The organism is Roseateles hydrophilus (assembly GCF_026712245.1).
Taxonomy (GTDB): Bacteria; Pseudomonadota; Gammaproteobacteria; order Burkholderiales; family Burkholderiaceae_C; genus Pelomonas; species Pelomonas hydrophilus.
Map to the genome: position 1 here is coordinate 123,077 of NZ_JAPPUY010000001.1, position 26,777 is coordinate 149,853.

At 69.2% G+C, this 26,777-nt stretch carries 23 protein-coding genes; 8 read left to right on the plus strand and 15 right to left on the minus strand.

The window, feature by feature from the left end:
- Positions 1-523: 523 nt before the first annotated feature.
- The 3 genes from NYO99_RS00545 (at position 524) to NYO99_RS00555 (ending at position 5,639) form a co-directional block, all read left to right on the plus strand.
- A complete protein-coding gene (locus tag NYO99_RS00545; RefSeq protein ID WP_268165145.1) occupies positions 524-3,442 on the plus strand; it encodes a ribonucleoside-diphosphate reductase subunit alpha in 2,919 nt (972 codons plus the stop codon).
- Between the two features lie 156 nt (positions 3,443-3,598).
- Positions 3,599-4,771, plus strand: coding sequence for a ribonucleotide-diphosphate reductase subunit beta (locus NYO99_RS00550; RefSeq protein ID WP_268165146.1), 1,173 nt, complete (start codon positions 3,599-3,601; stop codon positions 4,769-4,771).
- A 208-nt stretch (positions 4,772-4,979) separates the two neighbouring features.
- Positions 4,980-5,639, plus strand: a complete 660-nt coding sequence (locus NYO99_RS00555; protein WP_268165147.1) for a histone — start codon at positions 4,980-4,982, stop codon at positions 5,637-5,639.
- Between the two features lie 129 nt (positions 5,640-5,768).
- Here the strand turns inward: NYO99_RS00555 and NYO99_RS00560 are convergent, their stop codons facing one another.
- The 12 genes from NYO99_RS00560 to NYO99_RS00615 form a co-directional block, all read right to left on the minus strand.
- On the minus strand, positions 5,769-6,737 hold the full coding sequence (locus tag NYO99_RS00560) for a zinc-ribbon and DUF3426 domain-containing protein (RefSeq protein ID WP_268165148.1): 969 nt from the start codon (positions 6,735-6,737) through the stop codon (positions 5,769-5,771).
- The gene (gene prmA, locus NYO99_RS00565) at positions 6,734-7,627 is read right to left on the minus strand and encodes a 50S ribosomal protein L11 methyltransferase (RefSeq protein WP_268166432.1); all 894 of its coding nucleotides are present in this window, start codon (positions 7,625-7,627) and stop codon (positions 6,734-6,736) included. Before prmA ends, NYO99_RS00560 begins: the two co-directional genes overlap by 4 nt.
- Positions 7,628-7,667: 40 nt before the next feature.
- Positions 7,668-9,017, minus strand: a complete 1,350-nt coding sequence (gene accC / locus NYO99_RS00570) for an acetyl-CoA carboxylase biotin carboxylase subunit (protein ID WP_268165149.1) — start codon at positions 9,015-9,017, stop codon at positions 7,668-7,670.
- A gap of 133 nt (positions 9,018-9,150) precedes the next feature.
- Entirely contained in the window at positions 9,151-9,621 is a 471-nt protein-coding gene (gene accB / locus NYO99_RS00575; protein ID WP_268165150.1) for an acetyl-CoA carboxylase biotin carboxyl carrier protein, read from the minus strand.
- 58 nt (positions 9,622-9,679) lie between these two features.
- Complete coding sequence (gene aroQ, locus NYO99_RS00580) at positions 9,680-10,126, minus strand: type II 3-dehydroquinate dehydratase (protein ID WP_268165151.1); 447 nt, start codon at positions 10,124-10,126, stop codon at positions 9,680-9,682.
- 112 nt (positions 10,127-10,238) lie between these two features.
- Complete coding sequence (locus tag NYO99_RS00585) at positions 10,239-10,760, minus strand: TlpA disulfide reductase family protein (RefSeq protein WP_268165152.1); 522 nt, start codon at positions 10,758-10,760, stop codon at positions 10,239-10,241.
- On the minus strand, positions 10,757-11,347 hold the full coding sequence (locus tag NYO99_RS00590) for a hypothetical protein (RefSeq protein ID WP_268165153.1): 591 nt from the start codon (positions 11,345-11,347) through the stop codon (positions 10,757-10,759). The genes NYO99_RS00585 and NYO99_RS00590 overlap by 4 nt, the downstream gene beginning before the upstream one ends.
- Before the next feature lie 7 nt (positions 11,348-11,354).
- Positions 11,355-12,071, minus strand: coding sequence for a monofunctional biosynthetic peptidoglycan transglycosylase (gene mtgA / locus NYO99_RS00595; protein WP_268165154.1), 717 nt, complete (start codon positions 12,069-12,071; stop codon positions 11,355-11,357).
- Positions 12,068-12,883: a shikimate dehydrogenase gene (gene aroE, locus NYO99_RS00600; protein WP_268165155.1), complete on the minus strand. Its 816-nt coding sequence runs from the start codon at positions 12,881-12,883 to the stop codon at positions 12,068-12,070. Before aroE ends, mtgA begins: the two co-directional genes overlap by 4 nt.
- 58 nt (positions 12,884-12,941) lie before the next feature.
- Positions 12,942-13,793, minus strand: a complete 852-nt coding sequence (locus tag NYO99_RS00605) for an energy transducer TonB (protein WP_268165156.1) — start codon at positions 13,791-13,793, stop codon at positions 12,942-12,944.
- 2 nt (positions 13,794-13,795) lie between these two features.
- Entirely contained in the window at positions 13,796-15,826 is a 2,031-nt protein-coding gene (locus NYO99_RS00610; RefSeq protein ID WP_268165157.1) for a ribonuclease catalytic domain-containing protein, read from the minus strand.
- Between the two features lie 17 nt (positions 15,827-15,843).
- Positions 15,844-16,434: a YqiA/YcfP family alpha/beta fold hydrolase gene (locus tag NYO99_RS00615; RefSeq protein WP_268165159.1), complete on the minus strand. Its 591-nt coding sequence runs from the start codon at positions 16,432-16,434 to the stop codon at positions 15,844-15,846.
- A gap of 122 nt (positions 16,435-16,556) precedes the next feature.
- Here NYO99_RS00615 and NYO99_RS00620 point away from each other — a divergent pair, with 122 nt between their 5' ends.
- The 5 genes from NYO99_RS00620 to clsB all read left to right on the plus strand — a co-directional run bounded on the left by NYO99_RS00620 (position 16,557) and on the right by clsB (position 22,747).
- Positions 16,557-19,259: a zinc-dependent metalloprotease gene (locus NYO99_RS00620; protein WP_268165160.1), complete on the plus strand. Its 2,703-nt coding sequence runs from the start codon at positions 16,557-16,559 to the stop codon at positions 19,257-19,259.
- 111 nt (positions 19,260-19,370) lie between these two features.
- Positions 19,371-20,171, plus strand: a complete 801-nt coding sequence (locus tag NYO99_RS00625; RefSeq protein ID WP_268165161.1) for a CsgG/HfaB family protein — start codon at positions 19,371-19,373, stop codon at positions 20,169-20,171.
- 55 nt (positions 20,172-20,226) lie between these two features.
- Positions 20,227-20,700, plus strand: a complete 474-nt coding sequence (nudB, locus tag NYO99_RS00630) for a dihydroneopterin triphosphate diphosphatase (RefSeq protein WP_268165162.1) — start codon at positions 20,227-20,229, stop codon at positions 20,698-20,700.
- Positions 20,700-21,491, plus strand: a complete 792-nt coding sequence (locus NYO99_RS00635; RefSeq protein WP_268166434.1) for an endonuclease/exonuclease/phosphatase family protein — start codon at positions 20,700-20,702, stop codon at positions 21,489-21,491. The genes nudB and NYO99_RS00635 overlap by 1 nt, the downstream gene beginning before the upstream one ends.
- Positions 21,488-22,747, plus strand: a complete 1,260-nt coding sequence (clsB, locus tag NYO99_RS00640; RefSeq protein WP_268165163.1) for a cardiolipin synthase ClsB — start codon at positions 21,488-21,490, stop codon at positions 22,745-22,747. The genes NYO99_RS00635 and clsB overlap by 4 nt, the downstream gene beginning before the upstream one ends.
- Here the strand turns inward: clsB and NYO99_RS00645 are convergent.
- From NYO99_RS00645 to hutU, 3 genes are read right to left on the minus strand one after another with little or no spacing between them, the layout of a single operon-like run.
- Entirely contained in the window at positions 22,741-23,496 is a 756-nt protein-coding gene (locus NYO99_RS00645; RefSeq protein ID WP_268165165.1) for a transporter substrate-binding domain-containing protein, read from the minus strand. The two genes, clsB and NYO99_RS00645, sit on opposite strands and share 7 nt — an antisense overlap.
- A 53-nt stretch (positions 23,497-23,549) precedes the next feature.
- Positions 23,550-25,055: a histidine ammonia-lyase gene (hutH, locus tag NYO99_RS00650; protein ID WP_268165166.1), complete on the minus strand. Its 1,506-nt coding sequence runs from the start codon at positions 25,053-25,055 to the stop codon at positions 23,550-23,552.
- Positions 25,052-26,728, minus strand: coding sequence for a urocanate hydratase (gene hutU, locus NYO99_RS00655; RefSeq protein WP_268165167.1), 1,677 nt, complete (start codon positions 26,726-26,728; stop codon positions 25,052-25,054). The genes hutH and hutU overlap by 4 nt, the downstream gene beginning before the upstream one ends.
- Between the last annotated feature and the right edge of the window lie 49 nt (positions 26,729-26,777).

The following is a 26,777-nucleotide window of genomic DNA, read 5'->3' on the forward strand; positions in this document are numbered from 1 at the left end:
GCCTCTCGCGCTCGCCTCCTGACGGCAGCCTCGGGATTTGCCCTTGTTGAAATTCCCGTGCGGTGCTCGCCGGGCGGGTGCCGTCCACCACGGGTCCAGCAATGGCGGGGCTTTGCGGGGTGTTTCGGCCCGCCAGCCCAATGCCGATGCGGGTCGTGCGCTGCGACCCCCGATCTGATGGGCCTGGAGGGCCGGAAGGGCCCGTTTGGGGGTGCTGAACCACGCCGGGTTTCACACTAGCGGTAGTGCTTGAGGGGGGTACTGGCCATAGATATAGTGTTCCTTCGTGGTATCCTGCTGACTCAGTCGACCCCCCATGAACATCTTCTCGGCATCGCTGTTTGCAGTGGCTAGTCCACGGCGGCAAAGCACCCGAGACACCAGCCGGAACGCCGGTTTGGTGATGGACCGGCAGGGCCGAAGAACTCCCACTGAAGCAACGCACGATGCGCTGATCCAGCCCTGGAATTTCCGGGCTCGGGCCGCGCATTTGCCCGTCATTTCTCGATAAAAGGATCTCTCCATGCTGAATGAAGCCGCCACCGGCCAGGCCGCTCCCGCCGCCTCGCTGTCCTCGGTAACTCCGGGCGCGTTTGGATCCGACGCGCAAGCCACCGGAGCTCCCATGCAGTCGAGCTACCAGGCCTACCAGATCATTCGCCGCAATGGCGCCGTGGTCTCGTTCGAGCCCAGCAAGATTGCCGTCGCGCTGATGAAGGCCTTCCTGGCCGTTCACGGCACCAGCGGCGCGGCCTCGGCCAGCGTGCGCGAAACGGTTGAGCAGCTGACGCAGAACGTGGTGCGCGCGCTGCTGCGCTCGCGGCCGAGCGGCGGCACCTTCCACATCGAAGACGTGCAGGACCAGGTGGAACTGGGCCTGATGCGCAGTGGCCAGCACGACGTGGCCCGCGCGTACGTGCTGTATCGCGAGCGCCGCGCCCAGGAGCGTGCCGCTCAAGGCGAGGCCGCGCGTGCTGCCGAGCCTCAGTTGATGGTGGTGGACGGCGGCGAGCGCCGTCCGCTGGACCTGGGTGCGCTGAGGTCGCTGGTCGCGTCGGCCTGCGAGAACCTGGGCGCCGACGTGCGTCCCGAGCCGGTGCTGGCCGAAACCCAGCGCAACCTGTACGACGGCGTGGCCATCGACGAGGTCTACAAGGCCGCCATCCTGGCCGCCCGCACGCTGATCGAGAAGGACCCCGGCTACAGCCGCGCCACCGCCCGCCTGCTGCTGCACACCATCCGCCGCGAGATCGTCGGTGGCGAGGTCACGCAGGCCGAGATGCAGGCCAAGTACGCCGACTATTTCCCCGGCTACATCAAGAAGGGCATTGCCGCTGAGTTGCTGGACGAGAAGCTGGGCCAGTACGACCTGGCCAAGCTGGGCGCTGCGCTGAAGGCCGACCGTGACCTGCAGTTCGACTACCTCGGCCTGCAAACGCTGTACGACCGCTACTTCCTGCACATCGAAGACACCCGCATCGAAATGCCGCAGGCGTTCTTCATGCGCGTGGCCATGGGCCTGGCGCTGAACGAGGTGGACCGCGAAGCCCGCGCCATCGAGTTCTACGAAGTGCTGTCCAGCTTCGACTTCATGAGCTCCACGCCCACGCTGTTCAACAGTGGCACGCGCCGCTCGCAGCTGTCCAGCTGCTACCTGACGACGGTGGCCGACGATCTGGACGGCATCTATGAGGCGCTGAAGGAGAACGCACTGCTCTCCAAGTTCGCCGGTGGCCTGGGCAACGACTGGACCCCGGTGCGCGCGCTGGGCTCGCATATCAAGGGCACCAACGGCAAGAGCCAGGGTGTCGTGCCCTTCCTGAAGGTGGTCAACGACACGGCCGTGGCCGTGAACCAGGGCGGCAAGCGCAAGGGCGCGGTCTGCGCCTACCTGGAATCGTGGCACCTGGACATCGAAGAGTTCCTGGACCTGCGCAAGAACACCGGCGACGACCGCCGCCGCACGCACGACATGAACACGGCGAACTGGATTCCCGACCTGTTCATGAAGCGCGTCATCGAGGGCGGTGACTGGACGCTGTTCAGCCCCTCCACCTGCCCGGACCTGCACGACCTGTTCGGCGCTGCCTTCGAGAAGGCCTACGTCGAGTACGAGCGCAAGACCGTGACCGGCGAGATCAAGCTGTTCAAGCGCATGCCGGCCAAGGACCTGTGGCGCAAGATGCTGTCGATGCTGTTCGAAACGGGCCACCCCTGGATCACGTTCAAGGACGCCTGCAACGTGCGCAGCCCGCAGCAGCATGTCGGTGTGGTGCACTCGTCCAACCTGTGCACGGAGATCACGCTGAACACCAACGACAGCGAGATCGCGGTCTGCAACCTCGGCTCCGTCAACCTGGCCCAGCACCTGAAGGACGGTGCCATCGACCAGGTCAAGCTGAAGAAGACGGTGCGCACGGCCATGCGCATGCTCGACAACGTCATCGACATCAACTACTACGCCGTCAAGAAGGCCCGCGACTCCAACCTGCGCCACCGCCCGGTGGGCCTGGGCATCATGGGCTTCCAGGACGCGCTGTACGCGCTGCGCACGCCGTATGCATCCGAAGCCGCCGTTGAGTTCGCCGACCGCTCGATGGAAGCCGTCTGCTATCACGCCTACTGGGCCTCGACCGAGCTGGCCGAGGAGCGTGGCCGCTACTCGTCCTACAAGGGCTCGCTGTGGGATCGCGGCATCCTGCCGATCGACTCGCTGGACCTGCTGGCCGAGGCCCGTGGCGGCTATGTCGACGTCGACCGTTCGGTGAGCATGGACTGGGACGCGCTGCGTGCCCGCATCGCCGCACACGGCATGCGCAACAGCAACTGCGTCGCCATCGCGCCGACGGCCACCATCTCCAACATCATCGGCGTGGACGCCTCCATCGAGCCTTGCTTCGGCAACCTGTCGGTCAAGTCCAACCTGTCGGGCGAGTTCACCGTCATCAACGAGTCCCTCGTGCGTGACCTGAAGGCGCTGGGCCTGTGGGACGACGTGATGGTCATGGACCTCAAGCACTTCGACGGTTCGCTGCGCCGCATCGACCGCGTGCCCGAGGACATCAAGGCGCTGTACGCGACGGCCTTCGAAGTCGACACCTCGTGGCTCATTGAAGCCGGCGCGCGCCGTCAGAAGTGGATCGACCAGGCGCAGAGCCTGAACATCTACATGGCCGGCGCGTCGGGCAAGAAGTTGGACGAGACCTACAAGCTCGCGTGGCAGCGCGGCCTGAAGACGACCTACTACCTGCGCACCATCAGCGCCACGCAGGCCGAGAAGAGCACGGTCACGCGCTCGGGTCAGCTCAACGCCGTGTCCGCCGGTGCGGCGCCGGTGATGGCGCAGCCGGTCGCACCGGTGGCGGCTGTCGAGCCCGAACTGCCGGCGACGGACATGAAGTTCTGCTCGATCGACAACCCCGATTGCGAGGCTTGCCAGTAATTGGCGAGACAACGCCAGCTTGTATAGACAAGTTGGCGTTGTAGTTTTCGATGCCCTTGCGCAACAAAGTTTGCGCGAATGGCGCAAATAGCAGTTGCTGGTTCTTGTTGAACCGCGCCAGCACTGCAGATAATTCGAAGTGATAGGAAGCACACCATGCTGGATTGGGACGAAGACCTGAAGTCCACTGATACCCACGCCGCGAAGCCCCTCGCGGCCATGCCGTCGGCGGCGCTGTCTGCGGCAGCCACGCACGCAGCAGCCAGCGTCTCGATGCCTTCGCCACAGCTGTCTGGTGAGGCCACGACGGCCCGCCGCGTGAAGGCGGCTGACAAGCGCATCATCAACGGCCAGACCGACGTCAACCAGCTGGTGCCCTTCAAGTACAAGTGGGCCTGGGAGAAGTACCTCGCCACCTGCGCCAACCACTGGATGCCGCAGGAAGTGAACATGAGCCGCGACATCGCGCTCTGGAAGGATCCCAACGGCCTGACCGAAGACGAGCGCCGCATCATCAAGCGCAACCTCGGCTTCTTCGTCACCGCCGACTCGCTGGCTGCCAACAACATCGTGCTGGGCACGTACCGCCACATCACGGCGCCCGAGTGCCGCCAGTTCCTGCTGCGCCAGGCCTTTGAAGAAGCCATCCACACGCACGCTTATCAATACATCGTTGAAAGCCTGGGTCTGGACGAGAGCGAGATCTTCAACGCGTACAACGAAGTCCAGTCCATCCGCGACAAGGACGAGTTCCTGATCCCCTTTATCGAGGCGATCATGAACCCCGACTTCAAGACCGGCACGCTGCAGAACGACCAGACGCTGCTGAAGTCGTTGATCGTCTTTGCTTGCCTGATGGAAGGCCTGTTCTTCTACGTCGGCTTCACGCAGATCCTGGCCATGGGCCGCCAGAACAAGATGACCGGTGCTGCCGAGCAGTACCAGTACATCCTGCGCGACGAGTCCATGCACTGCAATTTCGGCATCGACCTGATCAACCAGCTCAAGAACGAGAACCCGCAGTTGTGGACGGCCGAGTTCAAGGCCGAAATCAAGGCGCTGTTCCTGAAGGCCGTCGAGCTGGAATACCGCTACGCCGAGGACACCATGCCGCGCGGCGTGTTGGGCCTCAATGCATCGATGTTCAAGGGCTATCTGCGCTTCATCGCGAACCGTCGCGCGGTGCAGATCGGCCTGGACCCGCTGTTCCCGAACGAAGAAAACCCCTTCCCGTGGATGAGCGAGATGATCGACTTGAAGAAGGAACGCAACTTCTTCGAGACCCGCGTCATCGAGTACCAATCGGGCGGGGCCTTGAGCTGGGATTGACCCCCAGCCACCACCCGATCAAGACCTGGCCAATGCAGCCACCGAGCGAAACCCGCATCCACACCCTTGAGGTGGCGGGGCTGCATGGCGAACCCATTCACCGTACCGAGGCGTTCCTCCTGAGCGACTCTCGGACGGTGAATAGCCGTATCTGCGCGGACCGGTCCGCACAGGGCGGTGACTTTTCCACTTGATCAAGGAGAAAACCATGGCAACTGCAAAGAAGGCCGCTCCGGCCAAGAAGGCCGCCGCTCCGGCGAAGAAGGCCGCTGCTCCGGCAAAGAAGGCCGCTGCTCCGGCGAAGAAGGCCGCTGCTCCGGCGAAGAAGGCTGCTGCTCCGGCAAAGAAGGCTGCTGCTCCGGCGAAGAAGGCCGCTGCCCCGGCGAAGAAGGCTGCTGCTCCGGCGAAGAAGGCCGCTGCTCCGGCCAAGAAGGCTGCTGCTCCGGCGAAGAAGGCTGCTGCTCCGGCGAAGAAGGCCGCTGCCCCGGCAAAGAAGGCCGCCGCTCCGGCCAAGAAGGCCGCTGCTCCGGCGAAGAAGGCCGCTGCTCCGGCGAAGAAGGCCGCTGCCCCGGCGAAGAAGGCTGCTGCCCCGGCGAAGAAGGCTGCTGCCCCGGCGAAGAAGGCTGCTGCTCCTGCAAAGAAGGCTGCTGCCCCGGCGAAGAAGGCCGCTGCTCCGGCGAAGAAGGCTGCTGCCACGCCCGCCAAGAAGGCCGCCGCTGCCAAGCCGGCAGCCAAGCCTGCTCCCAAGAAGGCCGCTGCCAAGCCTGCCCCTGCCGCCAAGCCGGCTGCTGCTGCGCCCGCTCCCGCCGCCAAGACGGCACTGAGCCCGCAGGCTGCCTGGCCCTTCCCGACCGGCAACAAGCCCTGAGCGTTTGTTCTGACGGGCCCTTGGGCCCGTTCCAGACGCGCAAAACCCGGCACGCTCGCGCGACGCCGGGTTTTTTTATGCCTGCCTCTGCGAGGCGCTGGCGATGGTCGCTGTGAGCAGCGTCAGGCGTCAGGGATAGAACGCGACGACGCTGTAACCGCTGACGCGCTGGGTGCCGGTGCTGAAGCTGAAGGACAGGGCCTGCTCCGAGTCGGCATTCACGCGCTGCAACGACGGCAGCAAAGCCTCAGGGGCGATGACGCGGCGCGCGAGCGGCGCGCCTTGGGCGTCGGTGAGGCTCAACTCCAGCCAGGGAGGGGCCACATCGACCGCCGTCTTGTTTCGCAGCGTCAGATTGAGCTTGTACCCGCTGCTGCCCAGTGGGTTGAGCGATGTCGCATCGATGCTGAGGGCGTCGATGCGCTGCCAGGCTTGTACCTCGCAGCCCGCCACGCTGCACAGGGCTTGCAGCCCGGCGCGCAGCGGCGGGTGCAGTGCGGCCAGGGCATGGCGGAAGTGCAGGGCGATCTGCAGCAGCAACAGCAGCGTGAGCAGCACCGTGGCGGCAATCAGGGCGAGGCGAACACCGGGGCGCTGCCATCGCGCAGCCGTCTCGGCCCTGCGCATGAACTCTGGCACGGGGATTGGCGCGGCCGCCGGTGCGTCTGGCCTGGGCTCGGCAGCCAGCACGTCAGGTGCAGGCGCCGACGCTGGTGGGGCCGCCTCAGGGGCCAGGTCGTGGGTTTGCTCTTCCCAGCGAGGCTCCTGGCGCAGATCGTCGGCAGGCGGCCATCCCGTGGGCAGCGGGTCGATGCGCGGCTCGGGCTCGGGCGGCGGCATCCAACTGGGTTCGGGCGCCGGCGGTGGCTGCGGTGCGGGCGGCGGCGGCAGGGGCGCCTGCATCGCCGGGGCGGGCGGCGGCACGAAGGCGGCGGGCCAGGGCGGGGGCGTTTCCTGCTCGATGTCGAACAGCAGCTCACGCGCGTCGAAGATCTCGGCGCAGCGGCCGCAACGCACCCAGCCGTCGGAGACACGGAGTTGGTCTTCGACGATCCGGAAGATCGTGCCGCAAGCGGTGCAGCGCGTGGCCAGACTCATTGCTGAGCGGGCCTCTGGGCAGTCATCAGGATCCAGCCATCCTCTTCATCACTGACGTCCAGCGCCAGCCAGGGCGCGTAGGCGGTCTTCAGTTCATCCGCCTGGCGCGACAGGATGCCGGCCAGGATGAGGTGGCCCCCGGCTGCGACGTGGGCGCACAGCAGCGGCGCCAGCAGCTTCAGCGGCTGGGCCAGGATGTTGGCGATGACCAGCGGGTACTCGCCCGAGGCCAGTTCCGGCAGGCCCACATTGAGCATCACGCCATTGGCGCTGGCGTTGTCGCGCGACGAGGTGACAGCCGCCGGATCGATGTCCACGGCGTCAATCGACTGCGCGCCGTGCAGTGCGGCGCCGATGGCCAGGATGCCCGAGCCGCAGCCGTAGTCCAGCACACGGGGCCAGGCCTGTCCGCGCGTCGCGATCCAGCGCAGGCACATGCGCGTGGTGGGATGGGTGCCGGTGCCGAAGGCCAGGCCGGGATCCAGGCGCATGACGCGCTTGGCCTGCGGAGGGGCCTCGTGCCAGCTCGGCACGATCCAGAACTCGGACGTGATCTCGACGGGGGCGAACTGGCTTTGCGTCAGGCGCACCCAGTCTTGTTCGGGCACGGCCTGGATGGCCTGCACATGCACATCGGCAGCCCACTCTTGGGCCAGCAGCAAGGTGGCGGCCTCGGTGGCTTCGGGCTCGGTGGGGAAGAGGGCCTTCACCACCGAGCGTTCCCAACCCGCCTTGGGCGCGGGCATGCCGGGCTCGCCGAAGAGGGCGCGCTCGGCGTCGGTGTCGGCGTCCGCGTCCTCGACAGAGACCGCGAGGGCGTCGATCTCCATCAGCGCATCGCTGACGATCTCGACGTCGGCCTCGCGGCAGACCAGGGCTAGTTCAAACAGTTGGCTCATGCGGCGTATTGTCCCGCGACAAGGCGCCGGATCAGCGCTTGTGAGCCGCCATCCAGCCTTCGAGGTAATGGATGGATGTGCCGCCCTCGATGAACTTGGCGTCCGCCATCAGCTCGCGGTGCAGCGGGATGTTGGTCTGGATGCCTTCCACGACCGTCTCGCTGAGCGCGATGCGCATGCGGGCCAGGGCCTGCTCGCGGGTGTCGCCGTGGACGATGATCTTGCCGATCATGGAGTCGTAGTTGGGCGGCACGAAGTAGTTCGTGTACGCATGCGAGTCCACCCGCACGCCCGGGCCACCCGGGGCGTGCCACATCGTGATGCGGCCGGGCGAGGGCACGAACTTGACCGGGTCTTCCGCGTTGATGCGGCACTCGATGGCGTGGCCGCGCATCTCGATCTGCCGCTGCGTGAAGGGGAGCTTCTCGCCGGCCGCGATCTTGATCTGCTGCTGCACGATGTCGATGCCCGTGACCAGCTCCGTCACCGGATGCTCCACCTGCACGCGGGTGTTCATCTCGATGAAGTAGAACTCGCCGTTTTCATACAGGAACTCGAAGGTGCCGGCACCGCGGTAGCCCATCTTCTTGCAGGCTGCGGCACAGCGGTCGCCCACCTTCTCGATGAGGCGACGCGGGATGCCGGGAGCCGGCGCTTCCTCGATGATCTTCTGGTGGCGGCGCTGCATTGAGCAGTCGCGCTCACCCAGCCAGACCGCGTTCTTGTGCGTGTCGGCCAGCACCTGGATCTCCACATGGCGTGGGTTCTCCAGGAACTTCTCCATGTAGACCTCGGGGTTGCCGAAGGCCGCGCCGGCCTCGGCACGCGTGGTCTGCACGGCGTGCACCAGGGCAGCTTCGGTGTGGACGACGCGCATGCCGCGACCGCCGCCGCCGCCGGCCGCCTTGATGATGACCGGGTAGCCCACCGAGCGGGCGATGCGGATGATTTCTTTCGGGTCTTCAGGCAGCGCGCCTTCGGAGCCGGGCACGCAGGGCACGCCCGCGCGGATCATGGCCTGCTTGGCGGACACCTTGTCGCCCATCAGGCGGATGGAGTCGGCGGTCGGGCCGATGAAGGTGAAGCCGCTGCGCTCGACGCGTTCGGCGAAGTCAGCGTTCTCGCTCAGGAAGCCATAGCCCGGGTGGATGGCCTCGGCATCGGTGACTTCAGCGGTCGCGATGATGGCCGGCATGCTGAGGTAGCTCTGCGCCGAGGGCGCGGGGCCGATACAGACGGCCTCGTCGGCCAGGCGCACGTATTTGGCTTCGCGGTCGGCCTCGGAGTAGACGACGACGGACTTGATGCCGAGTTCACGGCAGGCACGCTGAATGCGCAGGGCGATTTCCCCGCGATTCGCGATCAGAACTTTTTTAAACATTGCAGTTGCCCAGCGCACGGGGCGCATCGAAGCAAAGGGCCCTATCCAGCGGCTGAGGTGGCACTGGCGTTGCCAGGCCACCGACAGTGCGCCCGAACTGCGGGCGGCAAGGCCGGTAGGGAGCGGGCTTCATTTATTCGATGATGAACAGCGGCTGGCCGAACTCGACAGCCTGGCCGTTCTCGCACAAGACCTTGGTGATCGTGCCGGTCTTGTCGGCCTCGATCTCGTTCATGATCTTCATGGCCTCGATGATGCAGATGGCCTCGCCTTCCTTGACGGCCTGGCCCACATCGGCGAACGGCTTCGCGTTCGGGCTGGACGCACGGTAGAAGGTGCCCACCATGGGCGACTTGACCACGTGGCCCGTCTCGACCGGCGCGGCAGCCGGCGCCGCAGCGGCGACGGCCGGTGCTGCAACCGGTGCGGCGGCCGTGACCACCGGCGCGGCAGGCGCGGCGGCATACACCGGCTGCACGGCCACAGCGGCGGCCGGGTCAGACTTGACGATGCGGACCTTGCCGTCGGCTTCGGTGATTTCCAGTTCGGAGATGTTCGATTCCGAGACCAGGTCGATCAGGGTTTTGAGCTTGCGCAGGTCCATCATGGCTCCAGGCGATGTTGTTGTTGTGGCGTGAGAAAAGGAGAACCGGTGCCGGAGATCAGGCGCCGGTGGCTCCCAACGATTGAAGAGCGTGGCGCACGGCCAGGCGGTAGCCGTTGGCGCCCAGGCCGCAGATGACGCCCACCGCCAGATCACTCAGATAGCTGTGATGACGGAAGGGCTCGCGGCGGTGGATGTTGGAGAGGTGAACCTCGATGAACGGCAGCGCCACCCCGGCCAGCGCATCGCGGATGGCGACGCTGGTGTGCGTGTAGGCGGCCGGGTTGATGACGATGAAGCGCGTGCCGTCGCTGCGCGCGGCCTGGATGCGATCCACCAGCGCACCTTCGTGGTTGCTCTGGAAGCTCGTCAGGCTGGCGCCGGCATCGGCGGCGATCGCGCTCAGTTCAGCGTCGATCTGGGCGAGGGTCTGCGAGCCGTAGACCTCGGGCTCGCGGGTGCCGAGCAGGTTGAGGTTGGGCCCATGCAGGACAAGAATTTGCATCAAACACGTGGCGCCGGACCGGACCCAAAGGTCTAGAGAGTCGCCACTAAATTGAGGAAGGGCGCACTTTACGCGTTTTGGCGCCGATTTCCGCGGGGGATAGGGGTTTTTCTCAAGTTGAGGCCAGCGCCCGCAGTTCCTGCAGGTGTGTGACCCCCAGGCGCCGCCAGCTGATCTCGCCCCTCTCGTCGAAGACCAGCGAGAAGGGCAGGCCGCCAGCCGGGTTGCCCAGTTCACGCACCAGCGACAGCCCCTGGGCGCCGGCCAGCGCGATGGAGAAGTCCAGCGGCGTCTTCTTCAGGAAGGCCTTGACCGGCTCCGCCTGGTCGATGGCCAGGCCCAGCACCTGCCAGCCCTTGCCCTTGGCTTCGCCGTAGAACTGATTGATCTCAGGCAGCTCCTTGATGCACGGCGGGCACCAGGTGGCCCAGAAGTTAACCAACAGCGGCTGGCCGCGCCAGCGGGCAACGTCCAGCTCCGCGCCGTCGACCCCGGGGAAGCGGCGCGCCCAGAAGGCCTCGGCGGCCGCCGACGGCGGTGGCTTGCTGCCCTGGCGCCATGCAAAGGTGGCGCCGAGCGCGGCTGCGCCCAGGCCGGCACTGGCCAGCAGGAGTCGGCGTGAGAGAGGCGTCATTCGTCAGCGGTGTCCAGCAAGGTTTGCAGGGCGGCCAGGTCGCCGCGCTCCGTCAGGCCGCGCGCGTCAGGCTTGAGGGCGCCCCGCAAATCGTCAAAGTCCAGGATGGTCAGGCAGATCGTGACACGCTCCTGCAGGGCGGGGCAGGGAGCGTCCAACACAAGCATGTCCACCGTGCGGCCTTTGCCGCCGCGCGTCTCGGCGACGTCGAAGTCCACACCGCGGTCCAGCAGCGCGATCTCAGCGGCCTTGCCGTCGTCGCAGTAAAGCTGCAGGTGGATGTTGGACAGCCGCGTCGCGGTGCCGCGCCAGACGGCGCCGGTGAGGTGCGGGCGGAAGTCGGCCAGCCGCGCCATCCACACGGCGGCCAGTTCGCGCAGCGCGCGCAGCTCGGCAGGTTGGGTGTCGGCGTGGAAGATGGCGATGTGCTCGCGCACGGCGTCCTCGACCTCGTCGTTGCCGGGCAGCGCGCCGCGCGGCATGCCCAGGTCGCGTGCCGCGCGCTGCTTGGCCGGGCCCCAGTCCATGCCCTCGTCGACGATGAGGCGGGCCGCGGCGGCGGCGATCTCTGCGGTGAGCTCGGTCATGGCGGTGTCAGGGGAGTTGGGCGCTGTTCATGCGGCCCATGATGAGCGCTGCGCGGCCCATCACATAGGGCGAGCCCGGCTGGCGCTCGAAGCGCTTGGGCGCCGGCAGCATGACCGCCAGCCGCGCGGCCTCGAAGGTGCCCAGGCGTGACACATCGGTGCGGAAGTAGTGTCGCGCCGCTGCCTGCGCACCGAACAGGCCTTCGCCCCATTCGACGTTGTTCAGGTAGATCTCCAGGATGCGCTGCTTGCTGAGCAGGGTTTCCAGCATCAGCGTCAGCACCAGCTCCTGGCCCTTGCGCAGCAGCGTGCGTTCGCCCGACAGCAGCAGGTTCTTGGCCAGCTGCTGCGTGATGGTGGAGCCGCCGATGACCTTGGCCACGCCGCGCCCGCGCGCCTCCACGCGCGCCTGCGCCTTCTCGTTCTTCTTCCAGGCGCCCTGCAGGGCCTCCCAGTCCACGCCGCCGTGCGTGGCGAAGCCGTCGTCCTCGCTGGCGATGACGGCGCGCTTGAGCGTGCGCGGCAGGCGCTCGTCATCCACCCAGGCCTGCGCCCAGGCCACCTGCTGCTTGTCCTTCAGCAGCCGCAGCGCCTCGCTGCGCTGGAAGCTGGTGGACTGCGGCGCGAACACATTCATCAGCGCGATGCGCCCGGCAAACCACAGCTGCAGGCACAGCACGGCCAGCGCCAGCACGGCCAGCAGCCGCAAGGCATGACGCTTCATAGCGTGGCCCGCAGCGCCTTCAGCACTGGCGCGGTGTCGGGGCGCACGCCGCGCCAGAAGAAGAAGGCCTCGGAAGCCTGCTCCACCAGCATGCCCAGGCCGTCGCGCGGCTCGGCGCCGTGGCTGGCGGCCCAGTCCAGGAAGGCCTGTGCCTTGGGGCCGTACATCATGTCCAGCGCCAGCGCACCGGGCTTGAGCACGTGGGCGCCGACCGGCGCGGCCGCGCCGGACAGGCTGGTGCTGGTGGCGTTGATGACGATGTCCTGCGCGGCGGGCGCCTCGGCCAGCGTGGCGGCGGTGAGCGGCACGCCGAGGTCGGCATGGCTGGCCACCAGCGCCTGCGCCTTGTCCAGCGTGCGGTTGACGACGGTGATGCGCGCCGGTCCGGCCGCGATCAGCGCGCCCAGGGCACCGGCGCTCGCGCCACCGGCGCCCACCAGCAACACCTGCAGGCCGGCCAGCGGGCGGCCGGTGTTCTTCTGGATGTCGTTGACGAGGCCGGCGCCGTCGGTGTTGTCGCCGGTCCAGCCGTCGGCGTCGAAGCGCAGCGTGTTGACGGCGCCGCCCAGCTGCGCGCGCTCGGTGCGGCGGCTGCACAGCTCGAAGGCGTCGAACTTGAACGGCACGGTGATGTTGCAGCCCTTGGCGCCAGCGGCCGCGAAGCCGCGCAGGCAGGCCTCGAAGCCGTCCAGCGGCGCCAGCAGGCGCTCGTAGCGCAGGGCCTGGCCGGTCTGTTCGGCGAACAGGGCGTGGATGGTCGGCGAGCGGCTGTGTTCCACCGGGTTGCCGACAACGGCGTATCGATCGGTCATGGCAGGCTTTCTTGGAGGCTGATCGGCCGTGCGCGCGCGGCCGCGAGCGGTTCAGGGGTCAGGACTGTCCGGCCAGCGAGGTTTCCAGCTCTTCATCTCGGGTGAACTTGAAGCGGGATGTGATCACCAGCACCTCGGCGCCCTTGAGCATCTCCTTGGTGAAGACGCCGAACGGCGATGCGGCCTGAACGATGGCGATGGCGCGCTTGTCCAGCGTCGCGTTGCCGCTGGGCGAGACGATCTCCGTCTCGATGACGCGGCCTTTGTGGTCCACGTGGATGTTCATGATGAGCTCGCCGTAGAGCTTCTTGCCGCGGTACTCGGGGAAGTCGCGCGTGCCACGCTCCTCGATGCGGCGGCGCAGCCCGTCGTAGTACTGCGCGTAGACCACCTCGCGTGCTGCCGGGCTCACATAGCGCTTGCGCGGCCGGGCGCTTTCCATGTTGACGCGCTTCTCGATCTCGGCGAGCAGGTCCACCAGCTGGCGGCGTTTCTCGGCCTGGGCGCGCTCGCGGGCGTCGGTCTTCTCGCGGCGCGGGTCGGGCGGCGGCAGCAGCGCCAGCTCGCGGCGCACCTGGGCCAGCAACTGTTGCTGCTGTTGCTGCAGCTGGGCGATCTGCGAGCTCTGGGCCTCGGCGGCGTCGCCCTCCTCGCTGTGCCGGGCGGGCGGCAGCGGCGAGGTGGCGCGGCCTTGCTCGGCATTGCCGCCGCCGGCCAGGTTGGCCTGGGCGAGCACGGCCGCCTTGGTGGGCAGCTCGTTGGAGCGGGTGTTGACCAGCACCACCTCCAGCGGCGTGTCCTTGAACACGCGGTTGAAGGACTCCGGCGACCCCATGCGCCAGCCCAGCAGAACGCCATGCACGCCCAGCGAGCAGGCAAGGGCGATTTGCAGGGTGCTGAGGCGGCGCATCGTCAGGCGGCGGGCGTGGCCTCGGTGTCGGCGTTGCCGTCGTTGAGGTCGATGGCCAGCGCGATCGGCGCCGCAGCGGCCGCCAGGTCGTCGTCGTCGCCTTCCGCCTCGTCTGCGGCGGCCTGCTCGTCCAGGCGCTCGACCAGCGTTGCATGCACGTCCAGCGTCATCTCGTCCAGGCCGGTGATGCGCACTTTCACATGGCTGCCACGCGGCAGCGGCTCGCAGCCCAGCGCCTTGAACACCAGCGGCAGCTCGTCGGCGCGCACCAGGCCTTCCTTCATGACGGTGGCGGTCAGCTCGGTGGTGCCGTTCTGCTGCAGCCAGCGCAGCGTCCAGAAGCGCTCGATGCCGTTCTGGAAGCCGTTGTAGGCGGCGTAGGCCGACTCGAAGCCCGAGATGATGGAGAACAGCTGCGCATCCTTGGGCTTGAACGGCGCGGCCAGCGCGGCCGTGCGGCCGTGCCGCGCGCAGGCAATGATCTGCCACTGGTTGACCAGGTCCACGTAGCGGCGCAGCGGCGATGTGGCCCAGGTGTACTGCGCCACGCCCATGCCGGCGTGCGGCAGCGCCTTCACGCCCATGCGCACCTTGATGCCGGGCGCGAGGCTCGCCTGGCTGCGGTAGATGCCCGGCAGCCCCAGCTCGGCCAGCCAGCCGCCCCAGGCGGAGTTGGCCAGGATCATGGCCTCGGCGACGATGAGGTCCAGCGAGCTGCCGCGGGCGCGCACGCTGATCTCCACCGACTCGCTGCCGTTGGGCGGCTCCATGCGCTCGCCGGCCAGGCGGAAGTTGTAGTCCGGCCGGTTGAAGTTCTCCGGCTTGCCGCGCACCAGCTCGCGCTGCGCCTTCAGGTGCTTCGCCAGGCGCCAGCAGAAGGCCAGCTCGGGCGCGAAGGCGTAGTCGGCCGGCGCCTCGCCCGACAGCGAGGCGTCGGTGACGATGCCGTCCAGCTTGTCGTGGCGCAGGTTGGACGCGATGTGCACGCGCTCCAGCTTGGTTTCCTTCGCCTTGATCTCGAACGTCGCCTCGTCCATCGTGAAGTAGATGGACACGGCCGGGCAGTCGCGGCCCTCGATCAGCGTGTAGGCCTGCACGACCTCGTCGGGCAGCATGGTGATCTTCCATCCCGGCATGTAGACCGTGGACAGGCGCTCGCGGGCGACCTTGTCGACGGCCGAGTCCGGCGTGATGGCCAGGCCGGGTGCGGCGATGTGCACGCCGAAGGTGATGGTGCCGGTGCCCAGGCCCTGCACGGAGAGGGCGTCGTCGATCTCGGTGGTCTGCGAGTCGTCGATGGAGAAGGCGCGCGCCGGGCTCAGCGCCAGCTCGTCCTTGATCTCCGGCGCGGTCAGGGCCGGGAAGCCCACGCCCTTGGGGAAGTTCTCGAACAGGAAGCGCTTCCAGTGGAACTGGTAGGCGCTGGTGATGGCGCCGGCGCCCTGCAGCAGATCCAGTGGCGCCTTGTGCGCGAGCTTGCTGGCCTCGACGACGGCCTTGTACTCGGGGCCGTTCTTGTCGGGCTTGAACAGGATCTTGTAGATCTGGTCCTGGATGGGTGCCGGGCAGGTGCCCGCCACCAGCTCCTGCGCCCAGGCCTCGATCTGCAGCGCCTGCTGGCGCTTGCGCTCGATGCCCAGCAGCGCGGCCTTCACTGTTTCCTCGGGCGCCTTCTTGAACTGGCCCTTGCCGGCGCGGCGGAAGTAGTGCGGCGCGTCGAACAGGCGGAACAGCGCGGCGGCCTGCTGCACGACGCCGGCCTTGGCGTCGAAGTAGTCCCGCGCCAGGTCGGCGAAGCCGAACTCGCCCTCGGGCGCGAACTCCCAGGCCAGGTCCAGGTCGATGTCGTCGGCCAAGGCGCGCGCCTCGGTCAGCAGCTCGGCGGGTGCCGGCTTCTCGAACTTCAGCATCACGTTGGCGGACTTGACCTTGACCCGTTTGCCGGAATCAAGCTCCACCTGGAGCGAAGCATCGGCCTCGCTCATCACCCGGCCGGCGAGGAATTTCCCGGCGTCATCAAACAGCGCAAACATAGGGGCCGGATTGTCCCTCAGCGGGTGAGGTGCGCCAGCAAGGGCGGCAGATGCGCCTCGAAGTCGCTCAGGCCGTGGTCGCTGCCGTCCACCACCTCGCCGTCGCAGCCGGCATAGCGGGCCAGCATCTCGCGCCAGTCCAGCAGCTCGTCGCCCTTGGCGATCAGCGCGTAGTAGCGCGACGGGGTGCTCAGGCGTGCTGGCGGCGTCAGCGCCGCCAGCTCGGCCACGTGCTGGGCCGTGAAGTCGAACTTCAGCGTCGGGTCATGCCAGGCGGTCAGCTCGCCGATGTGCTGGGCGAGGTCGCGCGCCGGGTTGACGGCCGGGTTCAGCACGGCCGCGCGCCAGCCGCGGTGGGCCGGTTGCTCGGCCAGCGAGGTGGCGTAGAAGCCGCCCAGCGAGCTGCCGATGACGGCTGCGCCCTCGGCCGGCCAGCCGGCCACCAGCGCGGCCACCAGGGCCATCGCGTCGCGCGGTGAGGGCGGCAGCTGCGGGCAGGCGAACACCAGGCCGGGCTGGGTGGCAGCCCACTGGGCCATGCGCACGGCCTTGGCCGAGGCGGGCGAGGACCGGAACCCATGCAAATAAAGCAGATGACTGAGCGCCATGACAGAAGTTTTCGCGTGAACTTTGGTGCTGCCGCGACGGGGGCGGCATCGGATTGACGCAAGTGTCGCCGCGCTTAAAGTCGCCCGCTTTTGGTTTCCTTCGGACACATCTCATGACCCCGATGTCGCGTTCCGTTCTGGCCACCGCCGCGCTACTCGCGCTGGCGGCCCTGGCCCAGGCCCAGGCCCCGGCTGCCGCACCGGCCACCGCCGCGGCGCCTGCTGCACCCGCCGCCGCCGCGGCCCGCCCGCCGGTGGACCCCACCGCGCCCAAGCCGTTTGCCGACGTCATCAAGGGGGCCAAGGAGCAGCCCGGCCTGTTCCCCATCTGGCGCAAGGACGACAAGGTCTGGCTGGAAATCCCCAAGGAAGCCTTCAACAAGCCCTTCCTGTTCACCGTCAACGTCGCGAACGCCGTGGGCGAGCGCGGCCTCTACGCCAGCCAGATGCTGGGCGACGAGATGGCCGAGTGGCGCCGCGTGGGCAACCAGATCCAGCTGATCGCGCTGAACATGAAGTTCCGCACCGATGACGCCGTCAACCGCCGTGCGCTGGAGCAGTCCTTCTCGCCCAGCCTGATCACGTCGGGCCCGGTGGCCAGTGCCGAGCACCCGGACCGCAAGTCGGTGCTGGTGGACGCCAGCGGCCTGCTGCTGGGCGACATCCCCGGCTACTCCACGCGCCTGGAGGCCGTCTACCGCCTGCCGTATGCGCCCGATCGCGCCAACTCGCACATCGAGTCCACCCGCGCCGAGGCCGGCCTGACCACGCTGACCTCGCGCGTGCACTTCGCCACCGCGCGCATCCCGGCGCCGCCGCTGACGCCGCCGCCCGTGGCCGTGCCCACGCCGCCGCAGGCCACGCCGGACCCGCGCTCGATGTTCTTCAGCTTCGTCTACAACTTCCGTGCGCTGCCCGAGCAGCCGGCGGCCATCCGTCGCATCGACCCGCGCCTGGGTCATTTCATGGAGACGTACACCAACCTTGGTGACGACCTGAAGGCCAACCCGCGCGTGCACCTGCTGACCCGCTGGCGCCTGGAGAAGAAGGACCCGGCCGCCGCGCTGTCCGAGCCGGTGCAGCCCATCGTCTACTGGATGGACAAGAACATCCCGGTCAAGTACCGCGAGGCCGTCAAGGCCGGCATCCTGGAGTGGAACAAGGCCTTCGAGAAGATCGGCTTCAAGGACGCGGTCCAAGCCAAGCAGCAGCCTGACGATGCCGACTGGGACAACATGGACGCCACGCACGCGTCCATCCGCTGGTTCACCGGCGCCGACGTCGGCTTTGCCATCGGCCCCAGCACCAAGGACCCGCGCACCGGCGAGATCCTGGACGCCGACATCGGCATGAGCGACGTCTTCGGACGCGGCAGCCGCCGCCTGGCCAGTGACGACGTGCTGGGCCAGCACGCCCATCACGGCCACAGCCATGACCACGGCCACAGCCATGCGCCGCTGGCCAGCTGGATGGGCGAGCGCAGCCGCGCGCTGGCCGAACAGCAGTGCACCTACATGGCCGACCAGGCCGGCGAGTTCGGCTTCGCGCTGGACCTGCTGGCGCTGCGCGACGGCCAGGACATGGACGGCCCCGAGGCCGAGGCGCTGGCCCAGGCTGTCATCAAGGACGTCGTCATGCACGAGGTGGGCCACACGCTGGGCCTGAAGCACAACTTCCGCTCGTCCACCACCATCACCCAGGCGCAGCTGAAGGACAAGGCCTTCACCGAGGCCAACGGCATCTCCAACTCGGTGATGGACTACAACGCCTACAACCTGCCGCTCAAGGGCGAGCCCAAGGCCAGCCTGACCAACACCACGCTGGGCGCCTACGACTACTGGGCCATCGAGTACGCCTACAAGCAGGTGCCCGCCGAGCAGGAAGCGGCCGAGCTGGCCCGCATCGCCGCGCGCTCCATCGAGCCGCAGCTGGCCTATGCCGACGACATGGACCAGGGCGTGGGCGGCGTATACGACGGCTTCGACCCGCGCAGCAACCAGCGCGACCTGGGCGACGACCCGCTGGCCTACGCCAAGAAGCGCCTCAAGCTCAGCCAGGAGCTGTGGGAGCGCGTGCAGACGCGCAAGCCCCAGGCCGGTGAAGACCCGCTGCGCGCGCGCCGCTCCATCCTGGACTCGTTCCGCCAACTGGGCATGACGGCGCACAACGTCAGCAAGTACGTCGGCGGCCTGCAGGCCGAGCGCGTGGTGCCGGGCGTCACGCCGGGGCCGGCCTTCAAGCCGGTGGACAACGCGCAGCAGCGCGAGGCGCTGCGCTTCATCGCCAGCGGCCTGCTGGCCAGCGACGCGTTCAAGTTCCGTCCCGAGTTCCTCGTCACCCAGACGGTGGACTACAACGAGTGGGAGCGCGGCCTGCCGCTGTCCATCCCCGACGCCGTGGCCGCCGTGCAGGCCCGCGTGCTGGACCGCCTGATGTCGGCCGCCACCGCGCGCCGCCTCATTGAGCAGGGCGCTTACCTGCCTGAGGCCCAGCGCAAGGGCGCGGTGTCGCTGAGCGAGGTCTACGGCACCCTGCAGGGCGCCATCTTCAGCGAGCTGAAGAGCGGCGCCGAGGTGGACCGCATGCGTCGCAGCCTGCAGCGCGAGTACGTCAAGCGCCTGCAGGCGCAGCTGAACCGCTCGACCAACGCGGCCGCCAGCTACGCCGACGCCTTCTCGCTGGCGCGCTGGCACGCCAACCAGCTGGCCGGCGAGCTGCGCACGGGCGCGGCCAAGCCGGGCCTGTCGGTGGAGACGCGGGCGCATTTCGCCGAGCTGCAGGACATGCTCAACAGCATGCTCAAGGCCACGCTGACGCGCAGCTGATCGCGCGGGCCGGCCGGCCCCGTGGACGCGGGAGACATCCCACGTTCTAGGGCCGGCCTGTGCTCGCCGCCCGGGCAGACTCGCGCCTCGTTTCGCGAGAAGGGTCTGCCCATGAATGTTTGCCGTCTGCTCATCGTCCCGCTTGCCGTGCTGTTGCTCGGCGGTTGTGGCAAGTCGTCCACCTCGCTCGGGGAGGGCGGCTCGGTGATCAGCGGCTCGGCCGGCCCGGCCGGCGCCAGCAATGCCAGCCGGCAGCTCGTCAAGTGCGACGCGCCGGTGGCCACGATGGCGCTGATCGAGAACCCCAACGGCTACAGCTACGCCGGCAGCTACCAGCTGCCCGCCAGCCCCGTGCCGCTGGTGCGCCTGCTGGCCCAGCAAAGCGGGTGCTTCCGCGTCGTGGACCGCTCCGCCGGCCTGAAGGCCACCGTGCGCGAGCAGGAGCTCAAGGATGCCGGCATCCTGCGCAAGGACGGCAACACCGTCGCCAAGGGCAAGGGCTACGAGGCGCAGTACAGCCTGACGCCCAGCCTCACTTTCAGCGAGCAGGACGCTGGCCGGCAGATCGGCGGCATCCTGCAGGCCATTCCCTACCTGAACAAGCTCGTCGGCGCGGCCGAGCAGGTCAAGCTCAAGCAGGCCCAGGCGGCGCTGCTGCTGACCGACAACGAGACCACCGAGCAGGTCGCGGCGGCCACCGGGTCGGTCGAGGTGGCAGACCTGGGCGTCGGCGGCGCGGTGGTGGGCAAGCTCGGCGGCGCCGCGGGCGCGGGCTGGAGCAATTCCAACGAGGGCAAGGTCATTGCCGCGGCCTTCATGGACGCGCACAACCAGCTTGTCGTGCAGGTGCGCGAGCTGCAGGCCAAGGCGCTGCCGCCACCGGTCGCGACGCGCCAGAACCGCGGCGGCTGAGCGGCCCAAGGGCCCGCACGCCGGCCGGGGATGCCGGCGTGGCTATGCTTGGCGCATGCAGTCGGCCAAGCCCTTCAAGATCCCCGAATCCGTTCTCGTCGTCATCCACACGCCTGACCTTCAGGTGCTGCTGATCGAGCGGGCCGACCACCCCGGTTACTGGCAGAGCGTCACCGGCTCCAAGGACGCGCTGGACGAGCCGGCCGCCGAGACCGCGCGCCGCGAGGTGCTGGAGGAGACCGGCTTCGACATCGCGGCGCTGGGCGCCCGCTTGACCGACTGGCAGCTGGCCAACGTCTACGAGATCTACCCGCAGTGGCGCCACCGCTATGCGCCCGGCGTCACGCGCAACACCGAGCACGTGTTCGGCCTGCAACTGCCCGCGCCGCTGACGCCCACGCTCGCACCGCGCGAGCACCTGGCCTGGCAATGGCTGCCCTGGCAGGAGGCGGCCGACCGTTGCTTCTCGCCCTCCAACGCCGAGGCCGTGTTGCAGCTGCCGCGCCTGCTGGCCCGGCCCGCCGCGTGATGCGCTCCGTCGCCCGCCCCACGCCCCACGCGCCCGGCGCGGTGCTGCGCGTGGCGACCTACAACATCCACAAGGGTGTGCGCGGCCTGGGGCCGGCCAAGCGGCTGGAGATCCACAACCTGCAGATGGGCGTGGCGGCGCTGGATGCCGACATCGTGTGCCTGCAGGAGGTGCGGCTGTTCCACCACCGCGAGGCGGCCTTCTTCGACCAGACCTGGTTCGGCTGGCCCGAGCAGGGGCAGGCCGAGTTCCTGGCGCCGGCCGGCTACGAGGTGGCCTACCGCACCAACGCCAAGACCCGCTTCGGCGAGCATGGAAACGCGTTGCTGTCGCGCTGGCCGCTGGGGGATGTCGGCCACCATGACGTGTCGGACCACGCCTTCGAGCAGCGCGGCCTGCTGCACGTGCCCGTGCATTGGCAGGGCACGGTGGTGCATGTGGTGGTGGCGCATTTCGGGCTCATTCATTCCAGCCGCATGCGCCAGGTGGACCGGCTGGCGGCCTTTCTGCGCGAGCATGTGCCGGCGGGCGCGCCGGCGCTGGTGGCGGGCGACTTCAATGACTGGGGCGAGCGGCTGGACCCGGCCATGCGCGCCCACGGCCTGCACCGTGCCGGCCTGCCGCAGGGGCGGGCGCGCCGCGCCACCTTCCCGTCGCGGCTGCCGGTGTTCGCGCTGGACCGCGTCTACACCGTGGGCCTGCGCTGCACCGGCCTGCAGGTGCCGCGCGGCCCGAGCTGGGCGCGCATGTCCGACCACCTTCCCCTGCTGGTGGAGCTGGTGCTGGAATGAGGCTGGAGCTGCTGCGCCGGCGCCGCGCGCGTGCGGCCGAGGTGGGCTTCACCGGTGGCAACGAGGTCGAGCTGCTGCGCGGTGGTGATGAGCTCTTCCCGCGCATGCATGACGCCATCCGTCAGGCGCACAGCGACATCTGGCTGGCGACCTACATCTTCCACAGCGACGCCACCGCGCTCGCGTTGGCCGACGCGTTGATCGCCGCTGACCGGCGCGGTGTGCGCGTGCGGCTGGTGATCGACGGCTTCGGCAGCAACGGCAGCCTGCGCGAGCTGCGCGAGCGCTTCGCGGGCAGCGGCGTGGCGCTGGCGGTGTTCCGGCCCATGGACCGCTGGTGGCGCTGGCTGCAGCCGGGCCAGCTGCGCCGGCTGCACCAGAAGCTGTGCGTGGTGGACGGGGCCGTGGCCTTCGTCGGCGGCATCAACGTCATCGACGACCGGCTGGACCTGCACCACGGCCCCAGCGAGCTGCCGCGGCTGGACTTCGCCGTCGCGCTGCGCGGCAGTCTGGTGGAGCTGGTGGGTCAGAGCGTGCGGGCCGTCTGGTCGCGCGCCTGGCTGGGGCGCGACTTCGACGACGCGCTGCTGGACTACGTGCCGCTGCGCCGCCGCCTGGGCCTGTGGTTCAGCCAGGTCTGGCGTGGCCCGCAGCGCCTGCCTGAGCCGGTGATGCCGATGTCGCCGGTCTGCGCAGCCTTTGTGCTGCGCGACAACCTGCGCCGCCGCCGCACCATCGAGCATGCCTACGCCGATGCGATCACGAACGCCCGCAGCAGCGTGGACATCATCTGCCCCTACTTCTATCCCGGCCAGCGCATCCGCCAGGCGCTGCGCCGTGCGGCCGACCGGGGCGTGCGTGTGCGCCTGCTGCTGCAGGGCAAGCTGGACTACCGGCTGGCCGGCTGGGCCGCCGAGGCGCTTTATGCCGAGCTGATCGGCCACGGCGTGGAGATCCACGAGTACACGCCGGCCTTCCTGCACGCCAAGGTGGCCGTGGTGGACGGCATCTGGGCCACGGTGGGCAGCTCCAACATCGACCCGCTGTCGCTGCTGCTCAACCTGGAGGCCAACGTCGTCGTGCACGACGCCGGCTTCGCCACGCAACTGGCCCGTGAGGTGGACGCGGCCGTCGCCGTGTCGCAGCGCGTTGGCGCGTCGGGCGGCAAGGGCCTGCGCGCCATGCTGCGCCGGGCCGTGGTGGCGTGGTTCGCCTACGTGTTCCTGAGGGTGGCGGGCGCGGCTGGGCGCTACTGAGCGCCGCCCGTCAGGGGCGGGGGCGCGGCGCCGACGGCCGCATCGAAGCGGCGCAGCCACTCGGGCGAGACCTTCATGCTGCAGGCCAGGTGGCGCCGCGGCGGTGCCGGCATACCGGGCAGCAGCACGGTTTCCAGCACCTGGGCATGGGGCTCGCCGCGGCGCTGCCATTCGCGCAGCTCGCCGGCCACCGAGATGGTGAAGTCCGCGTGGCTGCGGGCCAGCATCGTTGGCGGGTGGGCGCTGCTGGCGCTGGCGCGCAGTGGCGGCGGCCGGCGCTGCGCGATCCAGCCGTCCAGCGTCGCGCCGTAGGCCACGCCGTCGTACACCAGCAGCTTCAGCTGCGGTGACAGCACAGCCGCTCGCGCATCGGGCAGGGCCCGCAAGGCCGCCGCCGCATGGCGCGCGACCAGGAAGACCTGCTGCTCCTCCTGGTGGATGGGCCGCGAGAAGCGCGCGAAGCGCCGGCGCTCCGGCGTGTCAAACATGCCCAGCACGCACAACGGTTCGGTGTTGCGCTGCAGCGCCTGCAGGCTGCGCTTGAGCGGCACGGCCTCCCAGCGCAGTGCCAGCCCGGCGCGCTGGGCCCAGGTGGCGACGCGGCCGGCCATGGGCAGTGCGGGCGCGCCGTCCGGCCCGCTGCCGGGCAGGGGGATGTGGTGCACCACCATGACCGGCTCGGCGGCCGGCGCAGCGGCGGCCGCAGCGGTCAGCACGGCGAGGGTGGCGACGAGGGAGCGGCGCAGCATCGGGGTGGAGCCAGGTCTGCCCCGATTCTGCGCCCGGCCGGCGCGTGCGCGCCTCAGCCGGCGAAGCGGGGCGCGCCCGGCGCGGCCAGTGCGCCGGCCTGCACCAGCGCGGCGGCGCGCTCGATGTCGGGCGCGAGGTAGTGGTCGGCCGGCATGCTGGCGCAGTGCTGGCGCAGGTGGGCATGCAGCGCTTCCACGGCGGGCGAACTGGTCAGCGGGCGCAGGAAGTCGATGCCCTGCGCGGCGGCCAGCAGTTCGATGGCGACGATGTGGGCCGTGTTGTCCAGCATCGCGTGCAGCCGGCGCGCGCCGAAGGTGGCCATGGAGACATGGTCTTCCTGGTTGGCGCTGGTGGGCAGGCTGTCCACGCTGGCCGGGTGGGCCAGGCTCTTGTTCTCGCTGGCCAGCGCCGCCGCCGTCACGTGGGCGATCATGAAGCCGCTGTGCAGGCCGGCATCGGCCGTCAGGAAAGGCGGCAGGCGCGAGATGCCCGGGTCGATCAGCATCGCGATGCGGCGCTCGGCGATGGCGCCGACCTCGGCAATCGCCAGCGCGAGGTTGTCCGCCGCGAAGGCCACCGGCTCGGCGTGGAAGTTGCCGCCGCTGATCATCACGTCGTCGAACACCAGCGGGTTGTCGGTCACCGCATTGGCTTCGCGCACCAGCACCTGCGCCGCGTGGCGGGCCTGGTCCAGCGCCGCGCCCATGACTTGGGGCTGGCAGCGCAGGCAGTACGGGTCCTGCACACGCTCGTCGCCTTCGCGGTGGCTCGCGCGAATGGCGCTGCCGGCGGCCAGCGCGCGGTAGATGCCGGCCACCTCGATCTGGCCGGGCTGGCCGCGCACCGCGTGGATGCGGGCGTCGAAGGGGCCGTCGCTGCCGCGGGCGGCGTCCAGCGTCATCGCGCCGCTGGCCAGCGCAGTGGCGAACAGGCCCTCGAAGCGGATCAGCGCGTGCAGCGCCAGCGCGGTGCTGGCCTGCGTGCCGTTGATGAGAGCCAGGCCTTCCTTGGCCGCCAGCGTCAGCGGCGCCAGGCCCAGGCGCGCCAGCTCGGCGCAGGCCGGGACGCGCTGGCCGTCCACCAGCGCCTCGCCTTCGCCCATCAGTGCCAGCGTCAGGTGGGCCAGCGGGGCCAGGTCACCGCTGGCGCCCACCGAGCCTTGCGCGGGCACGTAGGGGATGAAGCCGGCGTTGAAGGCGTCGAGCAGCGACTGCACGACGACACGGCGCACGCCCGAGAAGCCGCGCGCCAGGCTGCCGGCCTTGGTGGCCAGCATCAGGCGCACGACGGGCGGGCTCATGGGCGCGCCCACGCCGACGGCGTGGCTGCGGATCAGGTTCAGCTGCAGCGCGGCGAGCTGGTCCTTGGCGATGCGGGTGCTGGCCAGCTTGCCGAAGCCGGTGTTGACGCCGTAGACCGGCGCGTCACCCGCAGCGGCGGCGGCCACCAGCGCGGCGCTGGCGTCGACGGCCGCCCAGTCGTACAGCTCAAGCGTGATGCCGCCAGCGGCGATGTCGGCCAACTGGGCCAGGGTCAGGTGTCCGGGGTCGAGGTTCATAGCGAGGGCAGCTTGAGTTCGTTCTGGCGGGCGCAGGCGATGGCCGTGTCGTAGCCTGCATCGGCATGGCGCATGACGCCGGTGGCCGGGTCGTTGAACAGCACGCGCGACAGCCGCTGGGCAGCGGCCTCAGTCCCGTCGGCGACGATGACGACGCCGCTGTGCTGCGAGAAGCCCATGCCGACGCCGCCGCCGTGGTGCAGGCTCACCCAGGTGGCGCCGCCGGCGGTGTTGAGCAGCGCGTTCAGCAGCGGCCAGTCGGAGACGGCATCGCTGCCGTCCTTCATGGCCTCGGTCTCGCGGTTGGGGCTGGCCACCGAGCCGCAGTCCAGGTGGTCGCGGCCGATGACGATGGGGGCCTTGAGCTCGCCGGTCCTCACCATCTCGTTGAACGCCAGGCCGGCCAGGTGGCGCTGGCCCAGGCCCAGCCAGCAGATGCGCGCCGGCAGGCCCTGGAAGGCGATGCGCTCGGCGGCCATGTCCAGCCAGCGGTGCACGCGGGTCTCGTCGGGGAAGAGTTGCTTGATCTTGGCGTCGGTCTTGCGGATGTCTTCCGGGTCGCCGGAGAGCGCCACCCAGCGGAAGGGCCCGCGGCCCTCGCAGAACTGCGGGCGCACATAGGCCGGCACGAAGCCGGGGAAGTCGAAGGCATTCGCCACGCCCTGGTCCTTGGCGACCTGGCGGATGTTGTTGCCGTAGTCCACCGTGGGCACGCCCAGGGCCTGGAAGTCCAGCATGGCCTGCACATGCACGGCGCAGCCCTGTGCGGCGGCGGCCTTCAGCGCGGCGTGCTGGGCCGGGTCGGCCGCGGCGGCCCGCCATTGCGCCACCGTCCAGCCGGCCGGCAGGTAGCCGTTGAGCAGGTCGTGAGCGGAGGTCTGGTCGGTGACGATGTGCGGGGCGGGCGCGGTGCCCGCTTTCACGCGCCGCACCAGCTCGGGCAGCACTTCGGCCGCATTGCCCAGCAGTGCGATGGAGATGGCCTTGCCCTCAGTGCCGTAGCGGCGCAGGCGCGCGATGGCGTCGTCCAGGTCGGTGGCCTGCTCATCCACGTAGCGGGTCTTGAGGCGGAAATCGATGCGGCTTTGCTGGCACTCGATGTTCAGCGAGCTGAAGCCCGCGAACGTGGCCGCCAGCGGCTGCGCGCCGCCCATGCCGCCCAGGCCCGCCGTCAGCACCCACTTGCCGCGGGCATCGCCGCCGTAGTGCTGGCGGGCGGCTTCGGCAAAGGTCTCGTAGGTGCCCTGCACGATGCCCTGGGTGCCGATGTAGATCCAGCTGCCGGCCGTCATCTGGCCGTACATCATCAGCCCGGCGCGGTCGAGCTCGTTGAAGTGCTCCCACGTGGCCCAGTGCGGCACGAGGTTGGAGTTGGCCAGCAGCACGCGCGGCGCATCGGCATGCGTCTTGAACACGCCCACCGGCTTACCGCTCTGCACCAGCAGCGTCTCGTCGTCGCCCAGCGTGCGCAGCGTGGCCAGGATGCGGTCGAAGGCCTCCCAGTTGCGCGCGGCCTTGCCGATGCCGCCGTACACCACCAGCGCATCCGGGTTCTCGGCCACCGCGGGGTCGAGGTTGTTCTGCAGCATGCGGTAGGCGGCCTCGGTCAGCCAGCTTTTGCAGTGCAGCTGGGTGCCGGTGGGCGCTTTGACGGGGCGGGGCAGGGCGGTCATGGGTACTCCTGTGGGGCGCGCTGGACTCTAGTTGTCTATACAAGTCAAG